General features: G+C 62.5%; 22 protein-coding genes and 1 pseudogene. 10 read left to right on the forward strand and 13 right to left on the reverse strand.

From position 1 onward, the window contains the following. Positions 1-34: 34 nt before the first annotated feature. Genes M1D78_RS09745 through M1D78_RS09755 form a run of 3 tightly spaced genes read left to right on the forward strand, consistent with a single transcriptional unit; the run spans position 35 to position 5,059 of the window. On the forward strand, positions 35-4,312 hold the full coding sequence (locus M1D78_RS09745) for a cobaltochelatase subunit CobN (protein ID WP_437419455.1): 4,278 nt from the start codon (positions 35-37) through the stop codon (positions 4,310-4,312). Further along, a complete protein-coding gene (locus M1D78_RS09750; protein WP_437419454.1) occupies positions 4,312-4,767 on the forward strand; it encodes a MotA/TolQ/ExbB proton channel family protein in 456 nt (151 codons plus the stop codon). The genes M1D78_RS09745 and M1D78_RS09750 overlap by 1 nt, the downstream gene beginning before the upstream one ends. Beyond that, positions 4,760-5,059 (forward strand): DUF2149 domain-containing protein, encoded by a 300-nt coding sequence (locus tag M1D78_RS09755; RefSeq protein WP_437419453.1) that lies wholly within the window; start codon positions 4,760-4,762, stop codon positions 5,057-5,059. Before M1D78_RS09750 ends, M1D78_RS09755 begins: the two co-directional genes overlap by 8 nt. Positions 5,060-5,074: 15 nt before the next feature. Here the strand turns inward: M1D78_RS09755 and M1D78_RS09760 are convergent, their stop codons facing one another. From M1D78_RS09760 to M1D78_RS09775, 4 genes are all read right to left on the reverse strand, one after another. Then, complete coding sequence (locus M1D78_RS09760) at positions 5,075-5,521, reverse strand: 3-phosphoshikimate 1-carboxyvinyltransferase (protein WP_437419452.1); 447 nt, start codon at positions 5,519-5,521, stop codon at positions 5,075-5,077. A 48-nt stretch (positions 5,522-5,569) separates the two neighbouring features. Beyond that, complete coding sequence (locus M1D78_RS09765) at positions 5,570-6,901, reverse strand: leucine-rich repeat-containing protein kinase family protein (protein ID WP_437419451.1); 1,332 nt, start codon at positions 6,899-6,901, stop codon at positions 5,570-5,572. 99 nt (positions 6,902-7,000) lie between these two features. Beyond that, positions 7,001-8,059: an RNA methyltransferase gene (locus M1D78_RS09770; RefSeq protein ID WP_437419450.1), complete on the reverse strand. Its 1,059-nt coding sequence runs from the start codon at positions 8,057-8,059 to the stop codon at positions 7,001-7,003. Between the two features lie 53 nt (positions 8,060-8,112). Continuing rightward, positions 8,113-9,261, reverse strand: coding sequence for an MFS transporter (locus M1D78_RS09775; RefSeq protein WP_437419449.1), 1,149 nt, complete (start codon positions 9,259-9,261; stop codon positions 8,113-8,115). A gap of 157 nt (positions 9,262-9,418) precedes the next feature. On the opposite strand from M1D78_RS09775, the gene M1D78_RS09780 reads away from it, so the two are divergent. Further along, the gene (locus M1D78_RS09780; RefSeq protein ID WP_437419448.1) at positions 9,419-9,721 is read left to right on the forward strand and encodes a DUF1883 domain-containing protein; all 303 of its coding nucleotides are present in this window, start codon (positions 9,419-9,421) and stop codon (positions 9,719-9,721) included. A gap of 52 nt (positions 9,722-9,773) precedes the next feature. Next, positions 9,774-10,688, forward strand: coding sequence for a DMT family transporter (locus tag M1D78_RS09785; protein ID WP_437419447.1), 915 nt, complete (start codon positions 9,774-9,776; stop codon positions 10,686-10,688). Positions 10,689-10,750: 62 nt separating this feature from the next. Here the strand turns inward: M1D78_RS09785 and M1D78_RS09790 are convergent, their stop codons facing one another. Both M1D78_RS09790 and metH read right to left on the reverse strand, forming a co-directional pair. Continuing rightward, the gene (locus tag M1D78_RS09790) at positions 10,751-11,077 is read right to left on the reverse strand and encodes a DUF5629 family protein (protein WP_437419446.1); all 327 of its coding nucleotides are present in this window, start codon (positions 11,075-11,077) and stop codon (positions 10,751-10,753) included. Positions 11,078-11,098: 21 nt separating this feature from the next. Then, positions 11,099-14,791, reverse strand: coding sequence for a methionine synthase (gene metH / locus M1D78_RS09795; RefSeq protein WP_437419445.1), 3,693 nt, complete (start codon positions 14,789-14,791; stop codon positions 11,099-11,101). Between the two features lie 187 nt (positions 14,792-14,978). Here metH and nfuA point away from each other — a divergent pair, with 187 nt between their 5' ends. From nfuA to M1D78_RS09810, 3 genes are all read left to right on the forward strand, one after another. Further along, complete coding sequence (nfuA, locus tag M1D78_RS09800; RefSeq protein WP_437419444.1) at positions 14,979-15,563, forward strand: Fe-S biogenesis protein NfuA; 585 nt, start codon at positions 14,979-14,981, stop codon at positions 15,561-15,563. A gap of 146 nt (positions 15,564-15,709) precedes the next feature. Further along, positions 15,710-16,696, forward strand: a complete 987-nt coding sequence (locus tag M1D78_RS09805) for a response regulator (RefSeq protein WP_437419443.1) — start codon at positions 15,710-15,712, stop codon at positions 16,694-16,696. A 2-nt stretch (positions 16,697-16,698) separates the two neighbouring features. After that, positions 16,699-17,655 (forward strand): sensor domain-containing diguanylate cyclase, encoded by a 957-nt coding sequence (locus M1D78_RS09810; protein WP_437419442.1) that lies wholly within the window; start codon positions 16,699-16,701, stop codon positions 17,653-17,655. Here M1D78_RS09810 and M1D78_RS09815 read toward each other — a convergent pair. The 6 genes and pseudogenes from M1D78_RS09815 to M1D78_RS09840 all read right to left on the reverse strand — a co-directional run. Next, positions 17,649-18,755, reverse strand: coding sequence for a DNA topoisomerase IB (locus M1D78_RS09815; RefSeq protein ID WP_437419441.1), 1,107 nt, complete (start codon positions 18,753-18,755; stop codon positions 17,649-17,651). The two genes, M1D78_RS09810 and M1D78_RS09815, sit on opposite strands and share 7 nt — an antisense overlap. A gap of 96 nt (positions 18,756-18,851) precedes the next feature. After that, entirely contained in the window at positions 18,852-19,016 is a 165-nt protein-coding gene (locus M1D78_RS09820; RefSeq protein ID WP_437419440.1) for a hypothetical protein, read from the reverse strand. A 123-nt stretch (positions 19,017-19,139) separates the two neighbouring features. Then, entirely contained in the window at positions 19,140-19,421 is a 282-nt protein-coding gene (locus tag M1D78_RS09825; RefSeq protein ID WP_437419439.1) for a hypothetical protein, read from the reverse strand. Between the two features lie 129 nt (positions 19,422-19,550). Further along, positions 19,551-19,820, reverse strand: coding sequence for a hypothetical protein (locus M1D78_RS09830; protein ID WP_437419438.1), 270 nt, complete (start codon positions 19,818-19,820; stop codon positions 19,551-19,553). 363 nt (positions 19,821-20,183) lie between these two features. Beyond that, positions 20,184-20,918, reverse strand: a complete 735-nt coding sequence (locus M1D78_RS09835) for a methyl-accepting chemotaxis protein (protein ID WP_457933587.1) — start codon at positions 20,916-20,918, stop codon at positions 20,184-20,186. 171 nt (positions 20,919-21,089) lie between these two features. Beyond that, positions 21,090-21,818, reverse strand: a pseudogene (locus M1D78_RS09840) (cache domain-containing protein); the annotation flags it as partial. A gap of 273 nt (positions 21,819-22,091) precedes the next feature. On the opposite strand from M1D78_RS09840, the gene M1D78_RS09845 reads away from it, so the two are divergent. Together M1D78_RS09845 and M1D78_RS09850 are read left to right on the forward strand one after the other, a co-directional pair. Further along, positions 22,092-22,922, forward strand: a complete 831-nt coding sequence (locus M1D78_RS09845; protein ID WP_437419436.1) for an undecaprenyl-diphosphate phosphatase — start codon at positions 22,092-22,094, stop codon at positions 22,920-22,922. A 97-nt stretch (positions 22,923-23,019) separates the two neighbouring features. Then, positions 23,020-23,688 (forward strand): DUF1294 domain-containing protein, encoded by a 669-nt coding sequence (locus M1D78_RS09850; RefSeq protein ID WP_437419435.1) that lies wholly within the window; start codon positions 23,020-23,022, stop codon positions 23,686-23,688. A gap of 61 nt (positions 23,689-23,749) precedes the next feature. On the opposite strand, the gene M1D78_RS09855 is transcribed toward M1D78_RS09850, so the two are convergent. Then, positions 23,750-24,805, reverse strand: a complete 1,056-nt coding sequence (locus tag M1D78_RS09855; RefSeq protein WP_437419434.1) for a hypothetical protein — start codon at positions 24,803-24,805, stop codon at positions 23,750-23,752. Between the last annotated feature and the right edge of the window lie 15 nt (positions 24,806-24,820).

Below are 24,820 nucleotides of genomic sequence, written 5' to 3' on the forward strand. Positions count from 1 at the left end.
CTGTCGCCCGCGCGTCCCCGAAACGGGAGTGGGCATGTTTCTATCGATGCGGGTCCTGTGCACCGCCTTGTTGGTCCTGGTGGCACAGCCGCTGTTCGCCGGCCAGATCAACGCCATCATTTCGCAGTACAGCGCCGCGGAGTTTGCCTCGGCCGTGGTGCAGTTCAAGCACCGGGTTCCCGGTGCCGACATCAGCGCCCGCACGCCCGAACAGCTCTCGGAGATGAGCGACGCGGACGTCGCCGACTGGCTCGGCACGGGTGAAAGCCTGCTGGTAGTGGGTGTCTTCGGCACTGAAGTGGATCGCTTACGCCCGCTGATCCAGGCGCACGCGGCAGGCGATCGGATCATCATGCACAGCGACCAGACGCTTGTTGTCATGAGCCGCTTCGATGGCCAGCGGGTGTTCCGCGACCGTGAACATGCGACACGACTGGGTGCGGAAAAGCCGGGGGATGATCTGGTCGGCTGGGTTCGCGAACTCGGCGATGCCAATCCCGATCAGGCCCCATGGATCGAGGCACGCAGTTACTGGCTAGGTGGTGGGAGCGAGAACATCGCCAGGCTGCTCGGCTGGCTCGCCAATCGAGGCCAGCCGGGAACGGTCATGCCGCCCGAGCCTCGTCCTGCGTTGCGCTTCTATCAGGACGGGCAGATTACCGACCCTACCGAACTGGCCTGGCGCGGCGAGACGCTGGTCGCGGTAATCGACCACGGCCGCGCGGACCGCCACGGCGATGCCGATCTCAACGATGCGTTATGCCAGACCCTCCAGCAACGCGACATAGCCTGCGTCAGCCTGTTCGCCACTTGGGGTGAGGGCACGCTTCAGGCCCTGCGCTGGCTCGAGGGTGCCCAGCATCCGCCGCTGGCAGCCGTTGTGGTGCTGCAGGATTTCGTGCTGGGTGGAGGCGAGGGGCGCGAGGAGGCGACCGACCTGCTGAAGCGCCTCGATGTCCCCGTCCTCAAGGCGCTTCGCCTGGCGGATCGAGACGAAGATGGCTGGCAGCTGTCGAGCGATGGTCTCGGGCGCGACAAAGTCCATTACCAGCTCGCCATGCCTGAACTCCAAGGCATCAGCCAACCGATGGTCCTGGCTGCCTGGGCATCGGCTCAGATCGACCCGAATTCCGGCATTCGTTTCGGTTTCAGCCAGCCGCTACCGTCGCGGGTCGAGGCGATTGCGGCTCGGATCCATCGCTGGCAACGGCTGCAGAAAAAATCCAACGAGAACAAGCGCGTCGCGATCATCTATTACAACCACCCACCGGGCCGGCACAACATTGGTGCCGACAACCTGGACGTGCCGCAATCGCTGTTCGCCATCCTTCAGCGGCTCAGGGCTGAGGGCTACAACACCGGGGCGCTACCTGAATCCCCCGAGGCGTTGCTGGCCCTGTTACAGGATCGAGGCGTCAACCTGCCCGAGCAGGGCGACGCCCTGGCGGAGATGGTTGGCAAGGTCGCTGGGCTGGACCGCGAGGCGTACCTGCGCTGGTTCCGCAGTTTGCCCGCCGCGCTTCAAGCAGAAATGGAGCACGGCCCGCTGGGCTATTGGAACGCGCAGATGCGGCGCGCCCTGCAGGGCTCGCACCTCGAAATTGCCCGGCACACGCTGCGCAGTGGTTCGAGCGAGCTGCACCACGTTCTCGATGGTGTCGATCACCCGGCCCGGGCGCGGGCGCTCGACTTGCTGGCGCAGCTCGAGGACTTCTACGAGCAGGCGCTGGCCCAACCGGGCCTGGCCAATTGGGCCGAGGCGGACGCATTGATCGAGGGGCTCGCGGCAACTGGCATCGAAGGGTTACGTGGGTGGGGCGAGGCGCCCGGTCAGGTCATGGTGCAGGACGGCCGGATGATCTTTCCTGGCGTTCAGCTGGGTAACGTCTTCATCGGCCCGCAACCGCCGCGTGGTTGGGAAGTCGACGAAGAATTGCTGCACGCGAACCTCGTCTTCCCGCCGCCTCACCAGTATCTGGGCTTCTATCACTGGTTGCGTGACGGGTTTCGTGCCGATGCGCTGGTGCACTTGGGCCGGCACTCGACCTACGAGTTTTTGCCGCGGCGCCGGGCGGGTTTGAGTGCCGAAGATTATCCGCTGCAGATTGTTGGCGACCTGCCGAGTATCTATCCGTACATCGTCGATGGTGTCGGCGAGGGGATCCAGGCCAAGCGCCGCGGGCTGGCCGTGATGGTCGATCACCTGACGCCACCGCTCGTTGCCACGCCCTTGTATGACGATCTGCTCAAACTGCGGCAACTTATCGAGAGCTTCGAGGCGGGCACCGGCAGTAGCGAGGGCCCGGCGCGACGCGCGACCATTGCCGAAATCAAATCGCTGGTGAGCCGCTCTGGGCTGGAGCCCGAACTGCGCGAGTCGATGGCCGATCCGCTGGCGGCGCGCGGTATCGATTTCGAGCAGGTCGATGACGAGCTGCTGGTGCATGAGGTTGGCCATTACCTGACCAACATTCAGGAGCGCTTCATGCCGCTCGGCCTGCATGTGTTCGGCAAGCCCTGGTCTGACGAAGCGGTGGACACGTTGATGGCCTCGATGGGCACCGACCAGGCAAGGCATCGCCAGGCTCTGGTCGACTCGCCTGAAGCCGAGATGCAGGCCTTGATCCGAGCGCTCGAAGGCGGCTTCGTCGCGCCAGGCAAGGGCAATGATCCGATCCGGACTCCGGAAGCTCTGCCCACTGGACGGAACTTCCACGCGCTCGACAGCAGCCTGTTACCGAGCCGGATTGGCTGGGGGATCGGCCAGGAACTGGCCGACCGGGCCCGCGAACGGCCGATGCCAGAGGGCGGGCGCGAAGCGGTGATCCTCTGGGCGTCGGATACGGTGCGTGACGAAGGAGCCATGGTCGCGTTCGGTCTTTCGCTGCTTGGCGTCGAGCCGGTCTGGAACAGCCGCGGTATCGTCGAAGGCATCACCCGGTTGCCGCTCGAAGCAGATGCGCAGCGCCGTGACCTGATGTTCACGACCTCCGGGCTGTTTCGTGATCTCTACGCTGACCAGCTGGCATTGCTTGAGCGGGCCGTCCTCCTTGCGCTCGACGGGGCGAGCGACACCATTCGCAAGGACTACCCAGCGCTGCGCACCGCTCTCGATGCGGCGCTCGAACCGATTGGCTCGCTTGCCAGTGGCGGGCATGAGCCGCTCGGGCAGAACCTGGTGGCTGCGCACTGGGTTCGCGACGCGGCGCGCCGGCTCGATGGTGGAGTGGACGAAACCCAGGCGGGCCGGCTGTCGGCGTTGCGTCTATTCGGCGTCGCGCCTGGGGCCTACGGGGCGGGCATCAACACCTTAGTAGAGCGCTCGGGCAGTTGGCAGCAGCGTAGCGAGCTGGCCAACAGCTACGTCAACCGGATGGGACATGCTTACGGCTTACAGCACAACGGCGAGCCCGCGCATGAGGTGTTCGAGGAAGGGCTGAAGCATGTGACCCGAACCTACCTAGGGCGCTCGAGCAATCTGTACGGGCTGATGGACAACAACGACGCCTTCGATTATCTCGGCGGCTTGAGCACGGCGGTCGAACATCTGGCCGGTCAGGCGCCGGAGAACATCGTCAGTTGGCACAACGACCCGAGCCGGGTCCGCCTCGAGCCGTTGCAGCAGGCGCTGCTGGCCGAGTTGCGGGGGCGCTTCCTCAACCCGGCCTGGATCAAGGCACTGATGCAGCATGACTACGCCGGGGCACGCACCATGGGCAGCGAGTTTCTCGAGTACCTGTGGGGCTGGCAGGTAACCAATCCGGACATCATTCAGGACAGCGCTTGGGAAGAGGTCAAGGCGGTCTATCTCGATGATCGCTACGACTTGGGCATCGATGCGTTTCTCGAGCAGGGCGCCAATGTCCATGTGAAGTCCAACATGCTCGCGATCATGCTCGTCGCGATCCAAAAGGGCTTCTGGCAGGCCGACGAGCCCACGCGCAAGGCGCTCGGTGAGGCGTTCGCCAGATTGGTGAGTGAACATGGCCTGCCCGGCAGTGGCCATACGCGGCCCGATCATCCAATGTTCGATTGGCTACTTCCACAGCTGGACCCAGCCTTGCGCGAGTCGCTGCAAACGCGCCTGGAGGCGGCCCTGCGCGAGCCTGCCGAGCGAGAACCAAAGCCGAACAGCATCACCGAAATCCAACCAGAAACGACGCAGCGCGCTGCCGAGCAACAGGCTGAGCAGCAGGAGACGGGGCAGGGCAGCGCGACCCAGTACCTCTGGATTGCTGCGCTGATCATGTTGTCGTTGCTCGCGATAGGCGTGTGGCGAGGCCGGAATGCCTCGCTTCGGAGGGCTGCCTGATGTTCGACAACCATTTGTTCAGCTGGCTGCACCTGCTGGTTGGTTGGCTGCTGCAACCAGTGACCTGGGCGTTGTTCGGGCTACTGGCGCTGGCGATCATCGATGCGGGTGTCGCCGCTGGCGAGCGGCTGGGTGGCTTGCGGCGTTGGCGCGGTTTGCCAGTCGCTGAGATCGAGCGGCGTGGGCGTCGTCGGCTCGATAGAGCGGACTTGATCGCTCGGGTCGGGCCCATGCTCGGCCTGATGGGGACCTTGATCCCACTCGGTCCTGGGCTTGCCGCGCTTGGCGATGGCAACGTGCAAATTCTCAGCGTGGCCATGCGCGTGGCATTCGATACCACGGTGCTGGGCTTGCTGATCGGGGTGTTCGGCTTTGCGCTGGGCCGCTTGCGGCGCCGCTGGTACGACGAGCTGCTCGACGATATGGAAGTGGCCGAGGCGCGTGGGAATGCGTAGGCGCTGGCGTTCCAGCCGGTTCGTCGCTGGCGATGACGACCCGCTCGGTCCGCTGGCTAACATGGTTGACGTGGTACTGGTATTCGCGTGCGGGTTGATTGCGGCGCTGGTCGCTCAAACGGACCTGCTCGAACAGCTAAGTCAGGCCCGGCAGCCAATGACGGTCGAGCGCGGGCGCGAGCTGCCGCGCCTGCCCGACAGCCTCGAAGGCGATACCGGTAAGGGCCTGGAGAGCGTCGGGCAGGTTTACCGGGACCCGGAGACCGGCAAGCTGATCCTGATTGGTGAATGACGCCGCATGATCAGATTACCTGCCACCCTTGAACCAATCCCACAGCCCCAGCGAATAGTTGGGCAGCAGGTTGATGCCAAGCGCCGACTTGATCAGGTACAGCGCGACCAGGCCGATCAGCATCGAGAAAAACAGAAACAGCGTAATCGCCCCGGCCTTGGCAGCCAGTGACAGGTTGCGCTGGCTACGCGACAAGCTTCGCTTGTTGCGCCCGCCCACGAGCACGAAGTAGTACTGGTTGCTCCACAGGCTGAAGGTGCCTCGCAGGTCGAACTTGTGCCGACCCCACGAGCGGGTCGCGAAGGCGCTGCGCAACCCTTCGAGCTGCTGGTCAGTGAAGCTTTCGCGCACCTGCTCGGGCAGGCGCTCCTTGAGGCCGAGGATGAATGGATCGCGCGCCAGCGCATCGTCGGAGGCTGGCGCTGCATAGGGCGCAGGTGCGCGGGTGTCAGATGGGGTCATGGTGTCAGGAAGCCGTCGCCGTCGTGGAATCGACGCCTTCCCATGCAACTACTCGGCCGCTTTGTCTAAAAGCTGGCGAATCGTCCGTTGCAGCAGGGCGAAATCCGGCCTCTCGGCGGGCGCGTCTGCCAAGCAGTGCCGCTTGAGGTCGGTCAGCGCCTGCAAGCGCAGATCACGACCGGCTACATCGCAATGTGCCAACAATTCTTCCAGCAGGCAGCCGAAGGCGCGCGCTTCCAAACGCTGCAGCGCCGCCGCCTGTACGCCATGCGGGTCGTAAAAGGACGCAGCGCCGAAGTCGCTGAGTAACGTTTGCCCGCCCGGTGCGACCAGCAGGTTATGGGCATACAGATCGCCGTGCAGGATGCCGCGCCCATGCAGGTGATGAACGACGTCCGCCACGCTCGCGGCGATGCGTAGGACCTCGTCTGCGGCGAAACGGCGCTCCGGTGCGTAGCAGTCACGCGTGCATGTCTCGAACGACGGCGGCCCGGCGAGGGCGGTGAACGCCGGGTCGATGAGCGCCATCAACAGCCCCGGTAGTTCGTCTCCCGCTGTCGCCAGCGGCCCGGCGACAGGGATGAGGTTGGGATGCGCGCCGGCCGAGAGGCTGGCGGCCATTTCGCTGTGCGGCAGGCCATCGCTGGTGACGTTGCCCTTGAACAGCTTTGCCGCCATGGGTTGAAGCCCATCGGCGCGCCGCCACTGGGCTTGATAGATGGTGCCCGAGGCACCCTGGCCGAGCACCGGGCCGAGCGCGACGTCGTCACGAGCTACCGGGGGCAGCGGATGGGCCGCGAGAATGTCGTCTTCCATCGCATCACTGAATGGGTTTCCGCCAAATGCCAGCCACGTCAGCCGTGGCATCTCGAGTAGCCAGCCGGGCAGGGCGGGGAGCCGGTTCGCCGCAACCCGCAGAAGTTCAAGCCGTTCGCAGCGGGCAAGCGATTGCGGCAAGGCCTGGAGCCGGTTACCGGCGAGCATGAGCTTCTGCAGGCGATGGCATTGGCCGATTTCGGCTGGCAGCGTTTCGAGGCGATTGTCGGTCAGGATCAGCCAGCGCAGGGACGGCGGAAGGGCTTCGGCTGGCAGGCGTTGGATCTGGTTCGCCTTGAAACCGACCATCTCCAGCCGGGCGCAGCGGCCCAGGGCCGATGGCACTTCGGTAAAGGCGTTATTCGAGCAGAACAGAATCCGTAACCGGTGCAGCCGATGCAGGTCGTCGGGTAGCCGGCTCAGGCGATTGCCGGACAGGTTGAGCACCTCGAGGGTGTCCGCCAGCTGGAAGATTTCGGTTGGAAAGGCGTCGAGGTCCTCGGACAGGTCCAGGCGAGTAGTGCCGGCAAGCTCGCCGCGCTTGAGTCGTTCCAGTGTATGCATGCTGTGCTCTGCCCTGAATGGGCCTGTTAATGGGGCGGCGTGTTGGCCTGGCTCGCGGATGGGAGCCGATGCGCTAGGACAGCGAGGGGGCGGAAGCGTTCAGCGCAGCGGCTCTGGCGCGGGCCTTTCAGTAGGCTGACGACGCTCATGGACGATGCGCTCGGCGCGTGCACGTAACTGGCCGCATCCGCCTTCGATGTCTTGCCCGGCGGAATTGCGGATCTTTGTCAGCACGCCGTTCGCATGGAGGTAGCGCATGATCTGATGAATGCGCTCGGCGTCGGGGCGCTGATAATCGTCATCGTCGAGGCTGTTGTAAGGGATGACGTTCATGATGGCGTACTTGCCGCGCAGGAGCCGGATGATGCCATCCATCTCGTCCACGCCGTCGTTGAGCCCCTTGAGCAAGGTCCACTGGTACTGGATCGGGTAGTCGATCTGGCGGGCATAGGCCTCGCCCAACTCGACCAGTTCGGCTGGGTCGAGTGCCGGTGCGCGTGGCAGCAATGCGCGGCGCAGCGCCGGATCGGTGGTATGCAGGGACAACGCGAGGGCAGGCCTCACCTTCTGCTGCGGCAGGCGCTCGAAGACCCGCCGGTCTCCGACGGTCGAGAACACCAGGTTCCGGTGGCCGACGCCGCCCTCCGTGCCGAGCAGGTCGATCGCTTCGAGGACGTTGTCCAGATTGTGTGCCGGCTCGCCCATGCCCATGAACACGACCTTCTTCACCGCGCGGAAGCGTCGGGCGAGCGCGACCTGGGCGACGATTTCGGCGCTGCCGAGCTGGCGAATCAGGCCGCTCTTGCCCGTCATGCAGAACACGCAGCCGACCGCGCAACCGACTTGGCTCGAGACGCACAGGCCACCGCGCGGCAGCAACACGCTTTCGACGAGCTGCCCATCCCCCAGCTCTACCAGCAGACGTGCCGAGCCATCAGCGGCCGGGTGCTCCGAGCGCAAGCGGGCCAGTTGGCCGAGCCGCTCGCTGAAGATAGGCAGGCCGCTGCGCACCGACAGCGGCAAAAAATCCTCGCTACGCTGATGGCGCGTTCCAGCGTCGAGCGCACGGCCACTTAACCAGGCACGCGTGACCCGGCCGACATGGACGGGCTTGGCGCCGAGGTCGGCGAGCTGCTGATGAACGTCTGGGATGCGCATAGGGCGCGCATTCTAGCCAAAGGAGCGGGCGCGGTCTGTAGCGCGCTGTCAGTTCAATCGATGAAGCGACGACAGCCCAGCGTCAGTCCGAGCAACAGTAGAGCGAGGAGGGCGAAGGCCAGCGTCAGCGAAGCGTAGTGAGCGATCACTCCGATCACGGCCGGCCCCGCCAGCACACCGGCGAACCCGATGGTGGTCGCAGCCGTGATCGCCTGGTTGACTGGCATCACCTGCTGCCGGCTGAGCGAGGAAATCATTACCGGCGAGACATTCGCGCAGCCCAGGCCGCACAATCCATAACCCAGCAGGGCCAGCCCCCAATGCTCGGTGACCAGCGTCAGAGCGATGCCAACGGCTGCCAATACGCCCCCGAAGCCGATCACACGAGCCGTGCCCAGGCTGCTGACGACTGGGGCGCCAAGAAAGCGGCCCAGGGTCACCATCAGTGCGAAACTCGCATAGCCGAGCCCGCCCCGCGCCGCATCCAGGGCTTTGTTTTCGGTGAGGTAGAGCGCGCTCCAGTCGAGCACGGCGCCTTCGGCAAGGTAGACGATGAAACACAGGCTGCCGACCAGCAGCACCATGCCGCTGGGCCGTACGAAGGCGACGCCTCCGGCTGGTGCCCGTTCGCGCAGCAGTCCCGGGGAGACGGCGAGGTTGGCCAGCACGATCAATCCGACCATTAGCAGCGTGCCAACGGCCGGTGCCATACCCAGCGTCAGCGCGCCGGTCAAGGCAAGCGCCCCGCTGATCGAGCCGAGGCTGAACATGCCATGGAAGTTCGACATATAGCGCTTGCCGGTGTCTCGTTCGACCATTACGCCCTGAATATTGAAGGCGACATCGATCACCCCAAGGCTGCCGCCAAAGCAGAACAACGCCAGCGCAAGCACCAATATCGAATCGGTCAGTGCCATTCCGGCCAACGCCAGGGCGAGCAGGGCCACGCTGCCAAGAATGACCGGGCGGATGCCCTGTCGGGCGACGAGCATGCCGGACAGCGGCATCCAGGTCAGCGACCCGATCCCGACGCAAAGCAACAGCATGCCGAACAAGGCGTCGCTCATCTCGATGCGAGCCCGCACGTAGGGAACCAGCGGCGCCCAGACGGACAAGCCGAACCCGGCCATGAAGAATCCGACACGTGTTGCGTGGCGGACCGTTGGCGAGGCGGCTTCAAGCGCCTGATTCGCCGGCTGCATAAGAGACCTTTTGAACGAAGTGATTCGAAACCCTGGCGGGCTACATTGTGTCAGACATACCGCGGGCGCGCCGACCACCGAACGCGCAGGTTCGCCGGGCTCAGAGGGCGGCTATGTTAACCTCCGCGCTTTGTCAGTCTGCGGCCCGGAGCGGTACATGAAATTCATCCATCAGCGCGAACACCTAAACGAAGACGATTTCGTGATCATCGAATGCTCCCAGCCCTGCAACATCCGCCTGATGAACGACAAGAACTTCCGCAGCTTTCGCAACGGTGGCCGCCACGCCTACCACGGCGGGGCTTTCGAAAAGTTTCCGGCGCGGATCAAGGTGCCCAGCACTGGCTTCTGGAACATCACCATCGACACTGTCACGCGCCGCGCCATCAGCGTCACGCGCAAGCCGACCCTGACGCACAGCATCAAGATCGTGCGCAATTCGCCGTCCGAACTTCGTTAGTGCGGTGCCCGACGCCGCTGGTTCATGAGCCCCAGCCTCGGCGGAGGGCCGGATGAGAAACGTTAGCGGCCAGGCCACGTCCAGGGCACACCTGGGTATGCTGTTCTGGGCATTGCTGGTCGGCCTGTCGTTTCCGGCGGTTGGCCTGATGAGCGAGGGGCTGCCGCCGCTATTGTTGACCTCGATTCGCTTCTGCATCGCAGCGCTTGCGCTTTCGCCCTTGCTCTGGCGGCATGGCAGGGCCTGGCCCGCTCGCCGGGCGCTGGCGCTCTATGCGTTGATGGGGCTGAGCCTGGCGTGCTTTTTCGGAACCATGTTCTGGGCCGCGCACAGAGTCAGCGCGCTGTCGATGGCAACGCTGTTTGTCAGCGTACCTTTGCTTGCCTATTGCCTCGGCCGGGGCCTGCGGGTCGAGCAGCCTGCCTCGCGCCTGCTCGCGATCCTGGCGCTGGGCGCCATCGGGGCGCTCGGCCTGGCCTGGGCCGAGAACGGCGGAGATTTCAGCGGATTGAGCCTGGGTCTTGGCGAGTTGGCCTTCTTTGGCGGCTGTATTGCATCGGCGCTGTATCCAGTGTTGAGCAAGTGGGGGCTGCAGCGCGGCTGGCTGCCGCCACAGGCGGGGCTACGGACTTTCTGGAGCCTGCTGATCGGGGCACTGCTGATCGGTCTGTTCGGCGCGCTGGCAGAAGAGAGCCGTGCTTTGCTGCGCATGAATCTCCTGGACGTGGCGCTATTGGCGTACCTCGGGGTCTTCTCCAGTGGCGTGACATTCTTTCTTCAGCAACGGGCCACGGCCGTGCTCACGCCGGGTGCGGTGACCGCCTACAGCTACCTAGTGCCCTTCGTATCGATGCTGCTGCTGTTCGCTTCGCAGCCCCAACGAATCGGCTGGCATTGGCTGCCGGGCAGCGTGCTGGTGCTGCTGGCGATCGCGCTGTTGCTGCGCCAGGGCGCGCGAGACGCTTGATCCGGCGGGCCCATCGGGCGCGGCCGAACTGACGGCCGTTGTCTACGACCGTTAAGGCGCGCTCACTCTGGCTCGCCCACCGCTAACGCGCCAAGGCATTGCAATCGATGCTTGCCATCGTCCAGAAGCCAGGCGTCGTCGACGGCGAGGTAGTCCGCCTCCATGACCTGGTTGTAGCTGAACGCCCAGCGGCGGCGCTCGCGACCGTCGATGGATTCAATGGTCAATACGACCACGTCGCTGGCGAATGGCTGTCGAGCCTCGGCGGCAGCATCTGCCTCGTCGAGCAGCGCCTCGTTGAGTGAGAACTGCCAGGCATGCAAGCCGTCGATCTCAAGCATGTCGGCGGCTTCGAGCTGGTCGAGCAGGTAGGGCGTTTCGGTCGGCATCTTCGTTCGGCTCCGGTGGCGTCAGGCGTCGTAGCCGAGATTAGGCATCAGCCAGCGTTCGGTAACCGCCAGATCCTGACCCTTGCGTTCGCTGTAACGTTCGGCCTGGTCCTTATCGATCTTGCCGACCGCGAAATACTGCGCCTGCGGATGTGCAAAGTACCAGCCGCTGACTGCGGCGGTCGGGAACATGGCGTAATGCTCGGTCAGGGTGACCTGGCTGACGCCATCGGCATCGAGCAGTTTGAACAGAGTGGCCTTCTCGGTATGGTCCGGGCAGGCTGGATAGCCAGGCGCCGGACGGATGCCCTTGTAGGCTTCCCGGATCAACTCATCGTTGCTCAGCTGCTCGTCGGGCGCGTAGCCCCAATGCTGCTTGCGTACCTGCTGGTGCAACCATTCGGCGCAGGCTTCGGCCAGGCGGTCAGCCAGCGCCTTGACCATGATCGAGTTGTAGTCGTCGCCTTTGTCCTGGTAGGCCCTGGCCAGTTCCTCGGCGCCGATGCCGGCCGTGCAGATGAAGCCGCCGACATAGTCAGTCACGCCGCTGCCCACTGGCGCGACGAAGTCGGCCAGGGAGAAGTTGGGCTTGCCGTCTGTCTTTACGGTCTGCTGGCGCAGGTGGTGCAGGGTGGCAATCGGCTCACCGTCATCGCCAAGGACGCGGATGTCGTCGTCATCAACCTGGTTCGCAGGCCAGAAGCCAAACACAGCGCGCGCTTTGATCAGCTTGCCGTCGATGAGCTTGGCGAGCATGTCCTGGGCATCGTTGAAAAGAGACGTAGCCGCTTCGCCGACGATCTCATCCTCCAGAATGCGCGGGTATTTCCCTGCCAGGTCCCAGGAAATGAAGAAGGGCGTCCAGTCGATGTATTCGGCCAGGGTGCGCAAGTCGATGTCCTCAAGCACCTTTCGCCCGGTGAAGCTTGGCTTGACCGGCGCGTAAGCGGCCCAGTCGAAGGCTGGTTTGACGGCCACCGCCTCGGCATAGGTCAGCCGTTCGGTCCGGGCACTGCGGTTGGCGGTGCGCTCGCGGATCACGGCGTATTCCTCGCGCGTCTTCTCGACGAACGCAGGTTTGAGTTCCTTGGACAGCAACGTCGTGGCTACACCCACGGCGCGCGAGGCGTCGGTCACGTAGACGACCGCGTCGTTGCGGTAGTGCGGGTCGATCTTGACCGCGGTGTGTGCCTTGGAGGTGGTGGCGCCGCCAATCATCAATGGCAGGTGAAAGTCCTGGCGCTGCATCTCGCGCGCTACATGAACCATCTCGTCGAGCGAAGGCGTAATCAGGCCGGACAGCCCGATGATGTCGCATCGCTCGGCGATGGCCGTTTGCAGGATCTTCTCAGCTGGCACCATCACGCCGAGGTCAACGACATCGTAGCCGTTGCAGCCAAGGACCACGCCGACAATGTTCTTGCCGATGTCGTGTACGTCGCCTTTGACGGTGGCCATGAGAATCTTGCCCTTGGCCTCGGGCTTGTCGCCTTTCTCGGCCTCGATGAAGGGGATCAGGTGCGCCACGGCCTGCTTCATCACACGTGCGGACTTGACCACCTGCGGCAGGAACATCTTGCCCGAGCCGAACAGGTCGCCAACGACGTTCATGCCGGCCATCAGCGGGCCTTCGATCACCTCGATGGGCCGCGCGCACTGCTGGCGGCACTCCTCGGTGTCCTGGACGATGTGGGTGGTGATGCCCTTGACGAGCGCGTGTTCCAGGCGCTTGCCGACCGGCAGGTTGCGCCACTCCTCGGTCTCGGCTTCCTTGACCGAGCCGTCGCCCTTGTATTTGTCAGCGAGCTCCAGCAGCGCCTCGGTGCCGCCTGCCGTGCGATTGAGCACCACGTCCTCGACCGCATCGCGCAGTTCTTTCGGAATCTCGTCGTAAATCTCCAGCTGCCCGGCATTGACGATGCCCATCGTCAGGCCGTTCTGGATCGCGTAATAGAGAAACACCGAATGGATCGCTTCGCGCACCGGGTTATTGCCACGGAACGAGAACGACACATTGGACACGCCGCCAGAGGTCAGCGCGTAGGGCAGGTTGTCGCGGATGAAGGCACAGGCTTCGATGAAGTCGACCGCGTAGTTGTTGTGTTCCTCGATGCCGGTGGCGATGGCAAAGATGTTCGGATCGAAGATGATGTCTTCCGCCGGGAAACCGACCTCATTGACCAGAATGTCGTAGCTGCGTTGGCAAATTTCCTTCTTGCGCGCGGCGGTGTCGGCCTGGCCGGCCTCATCGAAGGCCATCACCACGATCGCTGCGCCGTAACGCTTGCACAGGTGGGCGTGGTGCTTGAACTGCTCGACGCCTTCCTTCATGGAGATGGAGTTGACGATGCCTTTGCCCTGGATGCACTTGAGGCCCGCTTCGATCACTTCCCACTTGGAGGAGTCGATCATGATCGGCACGCGGGAAATGTCCGGCTCGCCGGCGATCAGGTTGAGGAAGGTGACCATCGCCGCCTTCGAATCGAGCATGCCCTCGTCCATGTTGATGTCGATGACTTGCGCGCCGGCTTCGACCTGCTGCAGCGCGACTTCCAGGGCCTCGGTGTAGTTTTCTTCGCGGATCAGACGGGCGAACTTGGCGGAACCCGTGATGTTGGTGCGTTCACCGACATTCACGAACAAGGAGCTGCGATCGATGGTGAACGGTTCCAGGCCGGAGAGGCGGCACGCCTTGGGAATGTCCGGGATCGCGCGCGGCGCGTACTTGCCGACAGCCGTGGCGATGGCTTCGATGTGCGCCGGCGTGGTGCCGCAGCAACCGCCGATGATGTTGAGAAAGCCGCTGGCCGCGAAGTCTTCGACCACCGCGGCCATTTCTGCCGGGGTTTCGTCATATTCACCGAAGGCGTTCGGCAGGCCGGCATTGGGGTGCGCGGAGACAAAGGTCTCGGCCTTGTTGGCAAGCTCTTCGAGGTAGGGCCGCAGTTCCTTGGCACCGAGCGCGCAGTTCAGGCCGACCGAAATGGGCTTGGCGTGGCGTACGGAATTCCAGAAGGCTTCGGTCGTCTGGCCCGAGAGCGTGCGCCCTGAAGCGTCGGTGATGGTGCCGGAAATCATGATCGGCAATTCGACACCAAGCTGTTCGAAGACTTCCTGGACCGCGAAGATGGCTGCCTTGGCGTTGAGCGTGTCGAAAATGGTCTCGATCAAGATGAGGTCGGCGCCGCCCTCGATCAGTCCGCGGGTCGCTTCCGTGTAGTTCTCGACCAGTTCGTCGAACGTGACGTTGCGGTAACCAGGGTTGTTCACGTCCGGCGAGATCGAGCAGGTACGGCTGGTCGGGCCCAACACGCCAGCGACGAAGCGCGGCCGGTCGGGGGTCTCCAACGTTTTGGCATCGCACACTTGGCGAGCGATGCGAGCGCCCTCGGCATTCAGCTCATAAACCAGCTCCTCCATGCCGTAGTCGGCCTGGGAGACGCGGGTGGCATTGAAGGTATTGGTTTCGAGGATGTCCGCACCAGCGTCGAGGTAGGCCTTTTCGATCGCGCTGATCACGTCCGGGCGGGAAAGAATCAGTAGGTCGTTATTGCCTTTGACGTCCTGCGGCCAATCAGCGAACCGCTCCCCGCGGTAATCGCCTTCCTCCAGGCGATAGCTCTGGATCATGGTGCCCATGCCGCCGTCTAGGATCAGGATGCGCTCCTTGAGGGCTTGCTGAAGAGCCTGGAGGCGGGCGTTGCGGTCGAGCATGGGAACTACCTGAAGCTGGTTTCGATAACCGCGCATGATAGCAAGGCTGCACGCTTTTCGATCATCCCCACGGTTTGCATGAGCAGTGCTCATGTTGGGAGTGCCACCTATTCCCGACTAAAACACTAGGACTTTAAACGAGGCCATGCATGGCGTACACTCCGGCGCATATCTGAGAGGAGTTCCCATGAGCGCCATTACCATCACCGAAGCCGCCCACGACTATTTGGCCGATCTGCTCGAGAAACAGAACACTACCGGCATCGGCATTCGCGTATTCATCACTCAGCCCGGCACGCCCTATGCCGAGACCTGCATCGCCTACTGCAAGCCTGGCGAGGAAAAACCCGACGATATCGCCATCGCGCTCAAGCGGTTCACCGCATGGATCGACGGCGTCAGCGAGCCGTTTCTGGAAGATGCAGTGGTGGACTACGCCACGGATCGCATGGGCGGCCAGCTGACGATCAAGGCGCCGAATGCGAAGGTGCCGATGGTCAACGAGGATAGCCCGCTTAACGAGCGCATCAATTATTACCTCCAGACCGAGATCAACCCTGGCCTGGCCAGCCACGGCGGCCAGGTCACGCTCATCGACGTCGTTGATGAGGGCGTCGCGGTGTTGCAATTCGGCGGCGGCTGCCAAGGCTGTGGACAGGCCGACGTCACCCTCAAGGAAGGCATCGAGAAAACGCTGCTCGAGCGTATCCCTGAGCTCAAGGGTGTTCGCGACGTAACTGACCATACCAATCGCGAAAACGCCTACTACTGATTCGGGCGTCCCGCCATTGCGGGATAACTCGTTGCCAGATGGGTGAAGTCAAAATGCCACTATTTCTTCGGTGGCATCCCCACAGCGCTCGTTTGCTGAGATAAGCTGTCCGAGTTCCGGTAGCTGGTAAAAAGAGCGAGCGCTGCATGTCTGCCGTTTCCCTGCTGATCTGTGACGATTCGAACCTGGCGCGCAAGCAATTGCTGCGCTCGTTGCCTGCTGCCTGGCAGCTGGACATCCATCAGGCGTCGGGTGGCCTCGAAGCGCTCGAGCGCATCCGCCAGGGCGATGTCGACGTGCTGCTACTCGATCTCACCATGCCTGATATGGATGGCTATCAGGTGCTGGCGCAGCTGCGAGAGGAGGGCCTCGGCTGCAAAGTCATCGTGGTCTCGGCGGACATCCAGGAAGAAGCGGTTCGCCGTGTGCTCGAGCTTGGTGCGCTGGCCTTCATTCGCAAGCCGGCCGATCCAGTACATCTCAGACAGACATTGGCCAGCCTTGGGTTGATCGGTACCGATCTACCCATGCTCGGCGGGCGTGACGCTGGCGATACCGTCAGTTTCCGCGATGCCATCCGTGAGGTCGTGAACGTTGCCATGGGCCGTGCCGCTGCCTTGCTGGCGCGCGTGCTAGGCGTCTTCGTGCAGTTGCCGATTCCGAACGTGAACATGCTTGAGGTCGGCGAGCTGCACATGGCGCTGGCCGACGCGGCTCAAGGTGACAAACTCACTGCGGTTTGCCAGGGCTACATCGGTGGCGGCATCGCCGGTGAGGCGCTGCTGATTTTTCATGACTCGGAAGTCGCGGACATGGCGCGGCTGATGCGCGCTGACGACTACCGTGAGCTAGAAATGCTGCTAGACCTGTCCAGCCTGTTGATCAGCGCCTGTCTGAGCGGGATTGCCGACCAGATCGATGTCGTATTTTCCCAGGGTCACCCGCAGGTGCTTGGGCAGCACGCCTCGATCGACGAGCTGATTCGCCTGAATCGCGAGCGCTGGAAAAGCACGCTCGCCATTGAAATCAGCTACAGCCTGGAAGGCCATAACATTCACTTCGACCTGCTGCTGCTGTTTACCGAAGATTCGGTGGAGCTGCTGTCGCGTAAACTTGCCTACCTGATGGACTGAGCATGTCTGACTCGATCGAACTGAGCGAAATGCATTGGCTGCTGGCCATCGTCCAGAGCATCGATGTCGGGGTCGTCGTGCTCGATCGGGAATACCGGGTCGACGTCTGGAACACGTTCATGGAGAACCGCTCTGGGCGGCTCCCGGAGGAGGCCCGCAAGAAGTCCTTTTTCGAGCTGTTTCCCGAAGTGGACGAAAAATGGTTCCGGCGCAAGGTGGAGAACGTCGCAACGCTCGGCACACCCTCGTTCACCATCTGGGAGCAGCGCCCCTATCTGCTGCGGTTCAAGAACTACCAGCCAATCACTGGGCTGGAAGACTTCATGTACCAAAACACGACACTGCTGCCCCTCAAGGGGCTGGACGGTCGCATCCAACAGATCTGCCTGATCATCTATGACGTCACTGATGTGGCCACCAACCGGCGCCAGCTGCAGGCGGCCAACCGAGAGTTGCAACGACTGTCGAGCACCGACCGCCTGACCGGTCTGTTCAACCGCGGTCACTGGGAAGAAATGCTGCGTCAGGACTACGCGCGGCATCGGCGTTACGACACCAATACCGCGCTGATCATGTTCGATATCGATCATTTCAAGAAAATCAACGACACCTACGGTCATCAGGCGGGCGACAGCGTTATCCAGCAGACCGCTGACATCATCCGTCAGACCATGCGTGACTCCGATATCGCTGGGCGTTACGGCGGTGAGGAATTCGTCGTGTTGCTGCCCGATACCGACCAGCAAGGCGCCATGACGCTGGCCGAACGACTACGCCAGGCCATCGAGGCGCATGAGGTGCGGCACGAGGCACTGACTATTCGCTTCACGATTAGCCTGGGCGTTGCGGACCTGAGCCTGCCCACGAACGGCTACGCGCAGCTGATCGAGTGGGCGGACAACGCTCTTTATGCGTCCAAAGCTGGCGGTCGTAACCGAGTGACGCTACACGGTCAGTGAGCCACTTCATCGCTGCGGCGATTGTCGAGCAACTTCAGTAGCGTCACCTCCTCAGCGCTCAGCCACTTGCGCTTGCGCGCTTTGCCGAGTGCCTGCAGTTCACCGTTCGAAAACGCCTCGATCACGGCAGGATGGATATAGCACTGGCGGCACACGGCAGGGGTGTTGCCCAGCTGCCGGGAGACCTGGCGAACCGTCTCGGCAAGATTTCGCCGCGCTACCGATTCCGGCTGATGCTCGCAGCCGCGCAGGGCGTCGAGCGCCAGCGTGCTGCCGGCCCAGGTGCGATAGTCCTTGGCCGAGAAATCGGCGCCCGTCACTTCATGCAGGTACTGGTTGACGTCGCTCGAGCTAATTGCATGCCGTTGGCCGTCATCGTCCAGATACTGAAACAGGTGCTGGCCGGGTAGTTCCAGGCAACGGCGCATGATTCGGGCCAGCCGCTGATTCTTTAGCGTGACCCGGTGTTCAACGCCGCTCTTGCCGCGGAAGTGAAACCGAATCGCTGCCCCTCGCACATCGACATGTCGGCTGCGAAGCGTCGTCAGGCCGTAGGAACGGTTTTCGCGGGCGTAGCGTGAGTTACCGACGCGGATCAGCGTGGACTCCAGCAAATGGACGACCAGCGCCATGACCTTCTCGCGCGGCATGCCACGTCGAGCGAGGTCGGCTTCCAACCGAGCACGCAGCGTCGGCAAGGCGGCGCCGAACGCGAGGATGTGTTGATATTTGTCGCTATCGCGGACTTCACGCCAACGCGGGTGGTAGCGGTACTGTTTGCGCCCACGCGCGTCGCGACCGGTGGCTTGCATGTGCCCACAAGGGTCTGGGCAAATCCAGACCTGAGTGTAGGCGGGCGGTATTGCGAGCTTGTTGATCCGGTCGATCTCGGCCGAGTCGCGGATGCGCTCGCCGGAGGGAAGAAAATAGGCGAACTTGCCTCGCAGCACCCGCCGGCTGATGCCGGGACCGCTATCGTCCACGTAACGCAGGTCGTCCGGTAGGTCTGGGCAAAGAACCGTGCCAACGTCCGCGCGTTCATCATCGGGGATGGGAGGCGTGCCTTCAGATACGGCCAGGTTGGGCTTGTCGGTCAGCATGCCGGGAACGTCCGCCGTGCGAGAAGAGAGAGGCGTCGATCAGGTGGCATGCTGGGCCGGGACCCGGCATGCCATACCTGGAATACCAAGCGGCGATTACTTTTCGCTCTCGCTGGTGTTGCGCATCAGGATGCGAATGGCGGCGACGAGTTCGTCGATGGCTTCGCGGTAGACCGCCGGGTCCGCCTTGGTTTCGGCCTTGTCGGCCAGCAGCCGGGCTGCTTCGAGATGGTCATTGATCGAAGAGTAGTCGCCTATCATGTCTGCACTCCTGGTGGGTCAGCGAAAAGCACGCCGCGGTTGCGTCGTGCGTCGTCTCTATGAGTGACAGGCGCGGGCCGCGCGGGTTCGTGCCAGCCATCAGGCCACTGCGCAACCATTGCCTTAGCTCGCGGCAGCGATATCGAACGCCAGTTGGATGCCGTCGCCGCTGCCATCACCCACTACCGACCCGACCACCGGCTTATGCGTGACCTGTCGACCTTCGTAGGCTTCGCCCAGCTTGCGCTGCGCAACGTCGCGGATATGCGTGATGAGCCCGGTCGTCTGCGCATCGCGCGGAATGATGAAGTTCAGGGTGACGGTGTGGGCATCGCGGCTCTGCGGAAGATCCGCCAAACCACTGCTGTGCCACTGATCATTGACGTAGGCTTCGGCGCCTTTCATGGGGTGCTCCTGTTTTGACGGCTCAATCAATAGGACCGTAAAACAGGCGAATGGGTCGCCGCGCGGGATACAGGAACGAAGAGGCCCAGTGCGTTGCGGCAACCGGGCCCCGAAAGATGCGTGATGGGATCAGACAGGCATGTGCCACGGGGCGAAGTGAATACCTTGGCGGGTCAGGTCGGCGCGGGTCTGTTCCAGTTGCTGGCCCAGCTTGACCGGGTCGGAGTAGACGCTGCTCGGCATCTTGCAATGGCCGACCGGGCGGGATTCGCTGCCGTCCACGACGGTAATGCTGAGCTCACCGTTACCTTCCATCAAGGTCCAGGCGACGCATTGGAAGGGCTTGAACGCGCGGTCGGTGATCAGAAGGGCATCGTTGAAGCGAAGGGGGCTGGTCATGGGGCATGTCTCTCTGTGTGAATGCTCAAAACAACGAATTGGCCATGCCGTCAGGTGTTCGGCGTCGGCCTTACATTCCATTGATGTACACAGGGGACCGATAAGTCACACGGTGAGTTCGCAATTTGCTGGTGAGTTTGCAATTAGCCAAAAGTTGTAGGGTGTCGTGAGCGGGTGACGCCTTGGCCTTGTAGCGCTGTAAGCCTCGTCGTAGAGCCATTTGCACGGATCAGCCGGTGCACGAAGTACACCGAATCGCTTAGTGGCGGGTCGCACCGCGTGACGAAAAGCCGCATCTCGCAAGCAAAAAAAACCGGCCGGGGAGCCCTGGCCGGTCGAGAAGCCCGATCGTCCGAGCTTGGCTTAAACCTTGAACTGCTTCAGCGTCCGACTCAGCTGGCCGGCAAGCTCACCAAGCTGCTTGCCTGCGGCGTCGGACTGCTCGGCGGCGTGGGTGCTGTCGAGCGCCAGGCTCGCGGCCTGAGTGACGTTCTGGTTGATGTCTTCCACGACATGCGTCTGCTGCAGCGTTGCGCTTGCGATCGATGCATTCAAGCTGGACAGGTTGCGCAGGGCCTGGGCGATCTGCGCCAGGCTCTCGCCCGCCTGGCTGGCCTGTTCGACCGTGGCCTGGGACGCGCGATTGCTTTCGGTGATCACGGCGACCGCAGCACCGGAGTTCTTCTGCAACTGCTCGATCATCGTCTGGATTTCGGCGGTTGACGTCTGGGTGCGCTGCGCCAGCAGGCGGACCTCATCGGCCACGACGGCGAAGCCACGACCCTGTTCACCGGCTCGCGCGGCTTCGATGGCAGCGTTTAGCGCCAGCAAATTCGTTTGGTCGGCGATGGAGCCGATGACCTCCAGCACCGAGCCGATCTTGGTCGTCTCGTCAGCCAGCGATTGGATCACGCCGACGGCCTCGCCAATGGTGCTCGACAACTGGCCGATTTGCTGCAGGCTGACTTCGATATTGTGCTGACCCTGGCCTGCTTGGCGCTCTGCCTCGCCGACTTCGGTGGCAGCATGCTCCGCATTCTTGGCCACTTCCTGAACCGCGTAAGTGACTTCGTTGACGGCGGTTGCTACCAAGTCCATCTGCTGCGATTGCTGCTGGCTTTGCGAATGGGCCTGGCTGGCGACCCCACCGAGGGCAGTTGACGACTGCTCCAGCGCGCCAGCGGTCTCTAGCAACCCGCTGATGACGCGGCGCAGCTTTTGGGTAAAGGCGTTGAAGTCACGGCTGAGGGCGGTCAGCTCGTCGTTACCAGACACCTCAAGGCTGCGCGTAAGGTCAGCCTCGCCGCTGGCGATGTTGGCCATCGCCTGCATCGAGCGCCGTAGTGGCTGGGTAATGCTGCGAATCAGGACCGCCACCAACACGGCCATCAAGGCGGCGATCGCCAGGCCGATCAGTGAAAACCGGACCAGGTAATTGCGAAACTCGGCTTCCACGTCATCGACGTAGATGCCCGAGCCGATGATCCAGCCCCAGGGTTTGAACAGCTGGACATAGGAAATCTTTGGCACGGGCTGTTCTTCACCGGGTTTGGCCCATTGGTAGTCGACCAGGCCGGCGCCGTGCTGCTGCGCGACCTTGACCATTTCATTGAACAGCGCCTTGCCGTTCGGGTCCTTGGTCTGCGACAGGTCCTTGCCTTCCAGCTCCGGCTTCATGGGGTGCATCACCATGACCGGTTGCATGTCATTGATCCAGAAATAGTCGTTGTGGCCGTAACGCAGGATGCGGATCTGATCCATGGCCGCCTTCTTGGCTTCCGCTGTGGTCAGGCTACCGCTGGCTTCGAGCTGCTGGTAATGATCCAACACGCCGCGTGCCGTCTCGACGATGTTCTGAGTCATCACCTGCTTGCCCTTGTACAGGTCGCTGCGTACCTGTTGGATCATCAACAAGCCCAATACGAACAGCATGGCGACGGCAACCAGGGGGATCAGCCAAAGGCGTTTGCTGATCGGAAGGTTTCTTAGCAGATTCATAGGCTTGTAAGCTCCTGTTAATGCGGGATCTTATTTATTATTCGAGTTCTGGAGCGCGGTGACCGGGGGCTGCCTTCGGGCGGGCGAGGCAAGGCTGGGTGGTCATCGCCATCAATACAGCGTTTCGGCAGCGCTCAGAAAAAGATGAGGGGCGTCGTCGCAGCTCGTTGAATTTACTGGCGGTAATCGAGTCAGAACAGCGCTCAGATGGCTATCTGACATATACCTTCGTTGGACATAAGCTGCGGTGATGGCACCGCCATTGAGGACTAGATGGAGCTTTGGACTGCTTTTCAGGCGTTGCTGTTGGGTGTGGTGGAGGGCCTGACCGAGTTCCTGCCGATTTCCAGTACCGGCCACCAGATTATCGTCGCCGACCTCATCGGTTTTGGGGGCGAGCGTGCATTGGCCTTCAACATCATCATTCAGCTCGGCGCCATTCTCGCGGTGGTGTGGGAGTACCGACAGAAGATATTTAACGTGGTGATCGGATTACCGCGTGAGCAGCAAGCCCAGCGCTTTACCCTTAACCTGCTGGTCGCCTTTTTCCCGGCCGTAGTGCTGGGTGTCGCCTTTGCCGATCTGATTCACGAATACCTCTTCAACCCCATCACGGTCGCCACGGCGCTGGTCATCGGCGGTGTGATCATGCTCTGGGCTGAGAAGCGGCAGCACGCCGTGCAGGCAGAGACCGTGGACGACATGCGATGGACGCATGCGTTGAAGGTCGGCTGCGCACAATGTCTGGCGCTGATTCCCGGCACTTCGCGGTCCGGCGCAACCATCATCGGCGGGCTGTTGTTCGGGCTGTCGCGCAAGGCGGCCACCGAGTTTTCATTCTTCCTGGCGATGCCGACCATGGTCGGCGCGGCGGTGTATTCCGGTTACAAGTACCGGGACCTGTTCCAGCCAGCTGACCTGCCCGTGTTCGCGATCGGTTTCGTCACCTCGTTCATTTTCGCCATGCTCGCCGTGCGAGCACTGCTGAAGTTCATCGGCAACCATAGCTACGCCGCATTCGCGTGGTATCGGATCATTTTCGGGCTGGTTATCCTCGCGACCTGGCAGTTCAGCCTGATCGACTGGCACACCGCGACGGGTTGACCATCGCCTGATACGTTGGAGGAGCGCTGCGCTGCATCGGGATGCCAGCGGCCATCGCTGGCGCTAGACTCGCCGCTTTTCATACTCAGGTATCGAGATGGAACTGCGGGGTCAGCTACGAAGCTGGAACGATGAAAAGGGGTTTGGCTTCATCCGGCCAGCAAGCGGTGGGCCGGAAATATTCGCCCATATTTCAGCCATGCGAGGTACGCGCCGACCGGCCGAGGGTGGTCGTGTCCTCTATCTGGCAGAACCCGACGGGGCAGGGCGGCTTCGCGCATCCCCTATCCGCCTCGACGCGCCGATGTCCCTAGATGACCCCAGGATACGCCGCAAGCCCGGCAACAGCTCCGAGCAGCCGTCACCGCGCGCGCGACGTAGCGATACACGATGGCGACTGCCCCCTGGTTTGCTCGTGCTCGCCTTGCTTGGGTTGCTGCCCGCACTTGGCATGCTGCGGATGAGCCGGCATGGCCACGACTGGCCATGGCAGGCCTATGCCCTAGGTAGCGTGCTGGCGTTCGGATTCTATCTGCATGACAAGCGCAGCGCACAACGTAGCCGCTGGCGCATCCCTGAGGCACGCTTGCATCTGCTGGAACTGTTCGCTGGATGGCCGGGAGCTTTCGTCGCACAACAGGTCTTACGTCACAAGACTCGCAAGCTCCCGTTCCAGGTGGTGTTTTGGATAATCGTACTGGCGCACCAGGTTGCCTGGCTTGATTACCTTTACTTGCATCGGTTGGCCGCCTGGCTGGCAGGCTGAAGCTCTGCCGAAGAGGGGACCGCCCTTGCGGGCGGCCTGGGTGGCATCGCTCAGAAGTGAATCATGGCCCTTGGGTAATGGTTGCGGTGTTGCCCGTTCCGTTCTGGATGATGGTTGCATCGAAGCCGCCAACAGAGTCAAACCCGCCAGTTTGGAGTAGCGAGGCAATGTTCTGCGAGCCGGTCTGCTGGATGTCGGCAGTGCTGCCATAGGTTTCCTGGATGACATCTATTTCGTTCTGTGTGCCGTCCTGGCTGATGGTCACGCTGTTGGAGTCATACGCCTGCCGGATATCGACACTGTTTTCGTCACCGATGGTGATTCCGGAAATGGAGTTTGAGCGACCCGTTTGCAGAGTCGTCAACGTATTGCCCGTTCCGTCCTGGGTGTATGTCATGGAGCCGTCGCCCGTGTTCTGAACGACCTCGGCGACATTGTCGGTACCGAGCTGTTCCAGATCCACCGAACCGACCGGATAACGCCCGTGCATGGGCTGTTCGACGTCGGCCCGGTTGTTGGTGCCATCCTGGCGTATGGACGCAGTGGCCCCATAGGGGAAGCCTTCTTGAGTAAGGTAGATCTGGTTGCCGGTTCCGTTCTGTTCGGTAGTGGCGGTAGCAAACCAGTCCTGACTGATCTGAGCGATATTTCCGCTGCCCGTCTGCGTGCCCTCATAGAAGTTGGAATTGCCTTCCTGGAAGACTTCCGCTGCGTTGGCCTCACCGTCCTGGTTAATGATCGCTCTGTTGGCGACGCCATCAAGTTGCTCGACATAGGCGATGTTGTTCTCGCCCAACTGCGTAATGGCCGCGAGATGGCCTACCTCTTCGGAGAACTGGGCGACGGTAGCAAGGTTGAACTCGCCGCTCTGGTCGATCTCGACCTGGCCTTCGTTACCGGCCTGATCTATGAAGGCCATATTGGCCGTACCCGTCTGGTTGCTGATCGCGCTCATCGCATAACTGTTTTGCACAGTCCGGACAATATTGGCCGTGCCGTCCTGGGTCTGGCTGATGAGATTGCTATCGCCGCTCTGCGTCGCGTCGGCGACGTTATCCGTACCGGTTTGATCCTGCGTGATTTCGCTGACCGCCATGGCTTGGTTGGCGATGAGCAACGAGACTGCAACTGC

It is taken from the genome of Pseudomonas sp. SA195 (assembly GCF_054131565.1).

Bases quoted from the DNA above. Each gene is read 5' to 3' on its own strand.
- M1D78_RS09745 (WP_437419455.1), top strand. From the start codon at position 35: ATGTTTCTATCGATGCGGGTCCTGTGCACCGCCTTGTTGGTCCTGGTG.
- M1D78_RS09750 (WP_437419454.1), top strand. From the start codon at position 4,312: ATGTTCGACAACCATTTGTTCAGCTGGCTGCACCTGCTGGTTGGTTGG.
- M1D78_RS09755 (WP_437419453.1), top strand. From the start codon at position 4,760: ATGCGTAGGCGCTGGCGTTCCAGCCGGTTCGTCGCTGGCGATGACGAC.
- M1D78_RS09760 (WP_437419452.1), bottom strand. From the start codon at position 5,521: ATGACCCCATCTGACACCCGCGCACCTGCGCCCTATGCAGCGCCAGCC.
- M1D78_RS09765 (WP_437419451.1), bottom strand. From the start codon at position 6,901: ATGCATACACTGGAACGACTCAAGCGCGGCGAGCTTGCCGGCACTACT.
- M1D78_RS09770 (WP_437419450.1), bottom strand. From the start codon at position 8,059: ATGCGCATCCCAGACGTTCATCAGCAGCTCGCCGACCTCGGCGCCAAG.
- M1D78_RS09775 (WP_437419449.1), bottom strand. From the start codon at position 9,261: ATGCAGCCGGCGAATCAGGCGCTTGAAGCCGCCTCGCCAACGGTCCGC.
- M1D78_RS09780 (WP_437419448.1), top strand. From the start codon at position 9,419: ATGAAATTCATCCATCAGCGCGAACACCTAAACGAAGACGATTTCGTG.
- M1D78_RS09785 (WP_437419447.1), top strand. From the start codon at position 9,774: ATGAGAAACGTTAGCGGCCAGGCCACGTCCAGGGCACACCTGGGTATG.
- M1D78_RS09790 (WP_437419446.1), bottom strand. From the start codon at position 11,077: ATGCCGACCGAAACGCCCTACCTGCTCGACCAGCTCGAAGCCGCCGAC.
- metH (WP_437419445.1), bottom strand. From the start codon at position 14,791: ATGCTCGACCGCAACGCCCGCCTCCAGGCTCTTCAGCAAGCCCTCAAG.
- nfuA (WP_437419444.1), top strand. From the start codon at position 14,979: ATGAGCGCCATTACCATCACCGAAGCCGCCCACGACTATTTGGCCGAT.
- M1D78_RS09805 (WP_437419443.1), top strand. From the start codon at position 15,710: ATGTCTGCCGTTTCCCTGCTGATCTGTGACGATTCGAACCTGGCGCGC.
- M1D78_RS09810 (WP_437419442.1), top strand. From the start codon at position 16,699: ATGTCTGACTCGATCGAACTGAGCGAAATGCATTGGCTGCTGGCCATC.
- M1D78_RS09815 (WP_437419441.1), bottom strand. From the start codon at position 18,755: ATGCTGACCGACAAGCCCAACCTGGCCGTATCTGAAGGCACGCCTCCC.
- M1D78_RS09820 (WP_437419440.1), bottom strand. From the start codon at position 19,016: ATGATAGGCGACTACTCTTCGATCAATGACCATCTCGAAGCAGCCCGG.
- M1D78_RS09825 (WP_437419439.1), bottom strand. From the start codon at position 19,421: ATGAAAGGCGCCGAAGCCTACGTCAATGATCAGTGGCACAGCAGTGGT.
- M1D78_RS09830 (WP_437419438.1), bottom strand. From the start codon at position 19,820: ATGACCAGCCCCCTTCGCTTCAACGATGCCCTTCTGATCACCGACCGC.
- M1D78_RS09835 (WP_457933587.1), bottom strand. From the start codon at position 20,918: ATGGACTTGGTAGCAACCGCCGTCAACGAAGTCACTTACGCGGTTCAG.
- M1D78_RS09845 (WP_437419436.1), top strand. From the start codon at position 22,092: ATGGAGCTTTGGACTGCTTTTCAGGCGTTGCTGTTGGGTGTGGTGGAG.
- M1D78_RS09850 (WP_437419435.1), top strand. From the start codon at position 23,020: ATGGAACTGCGGGGTCAGCTACGAAGCTGGAACGATGAAAAGGGGTTT.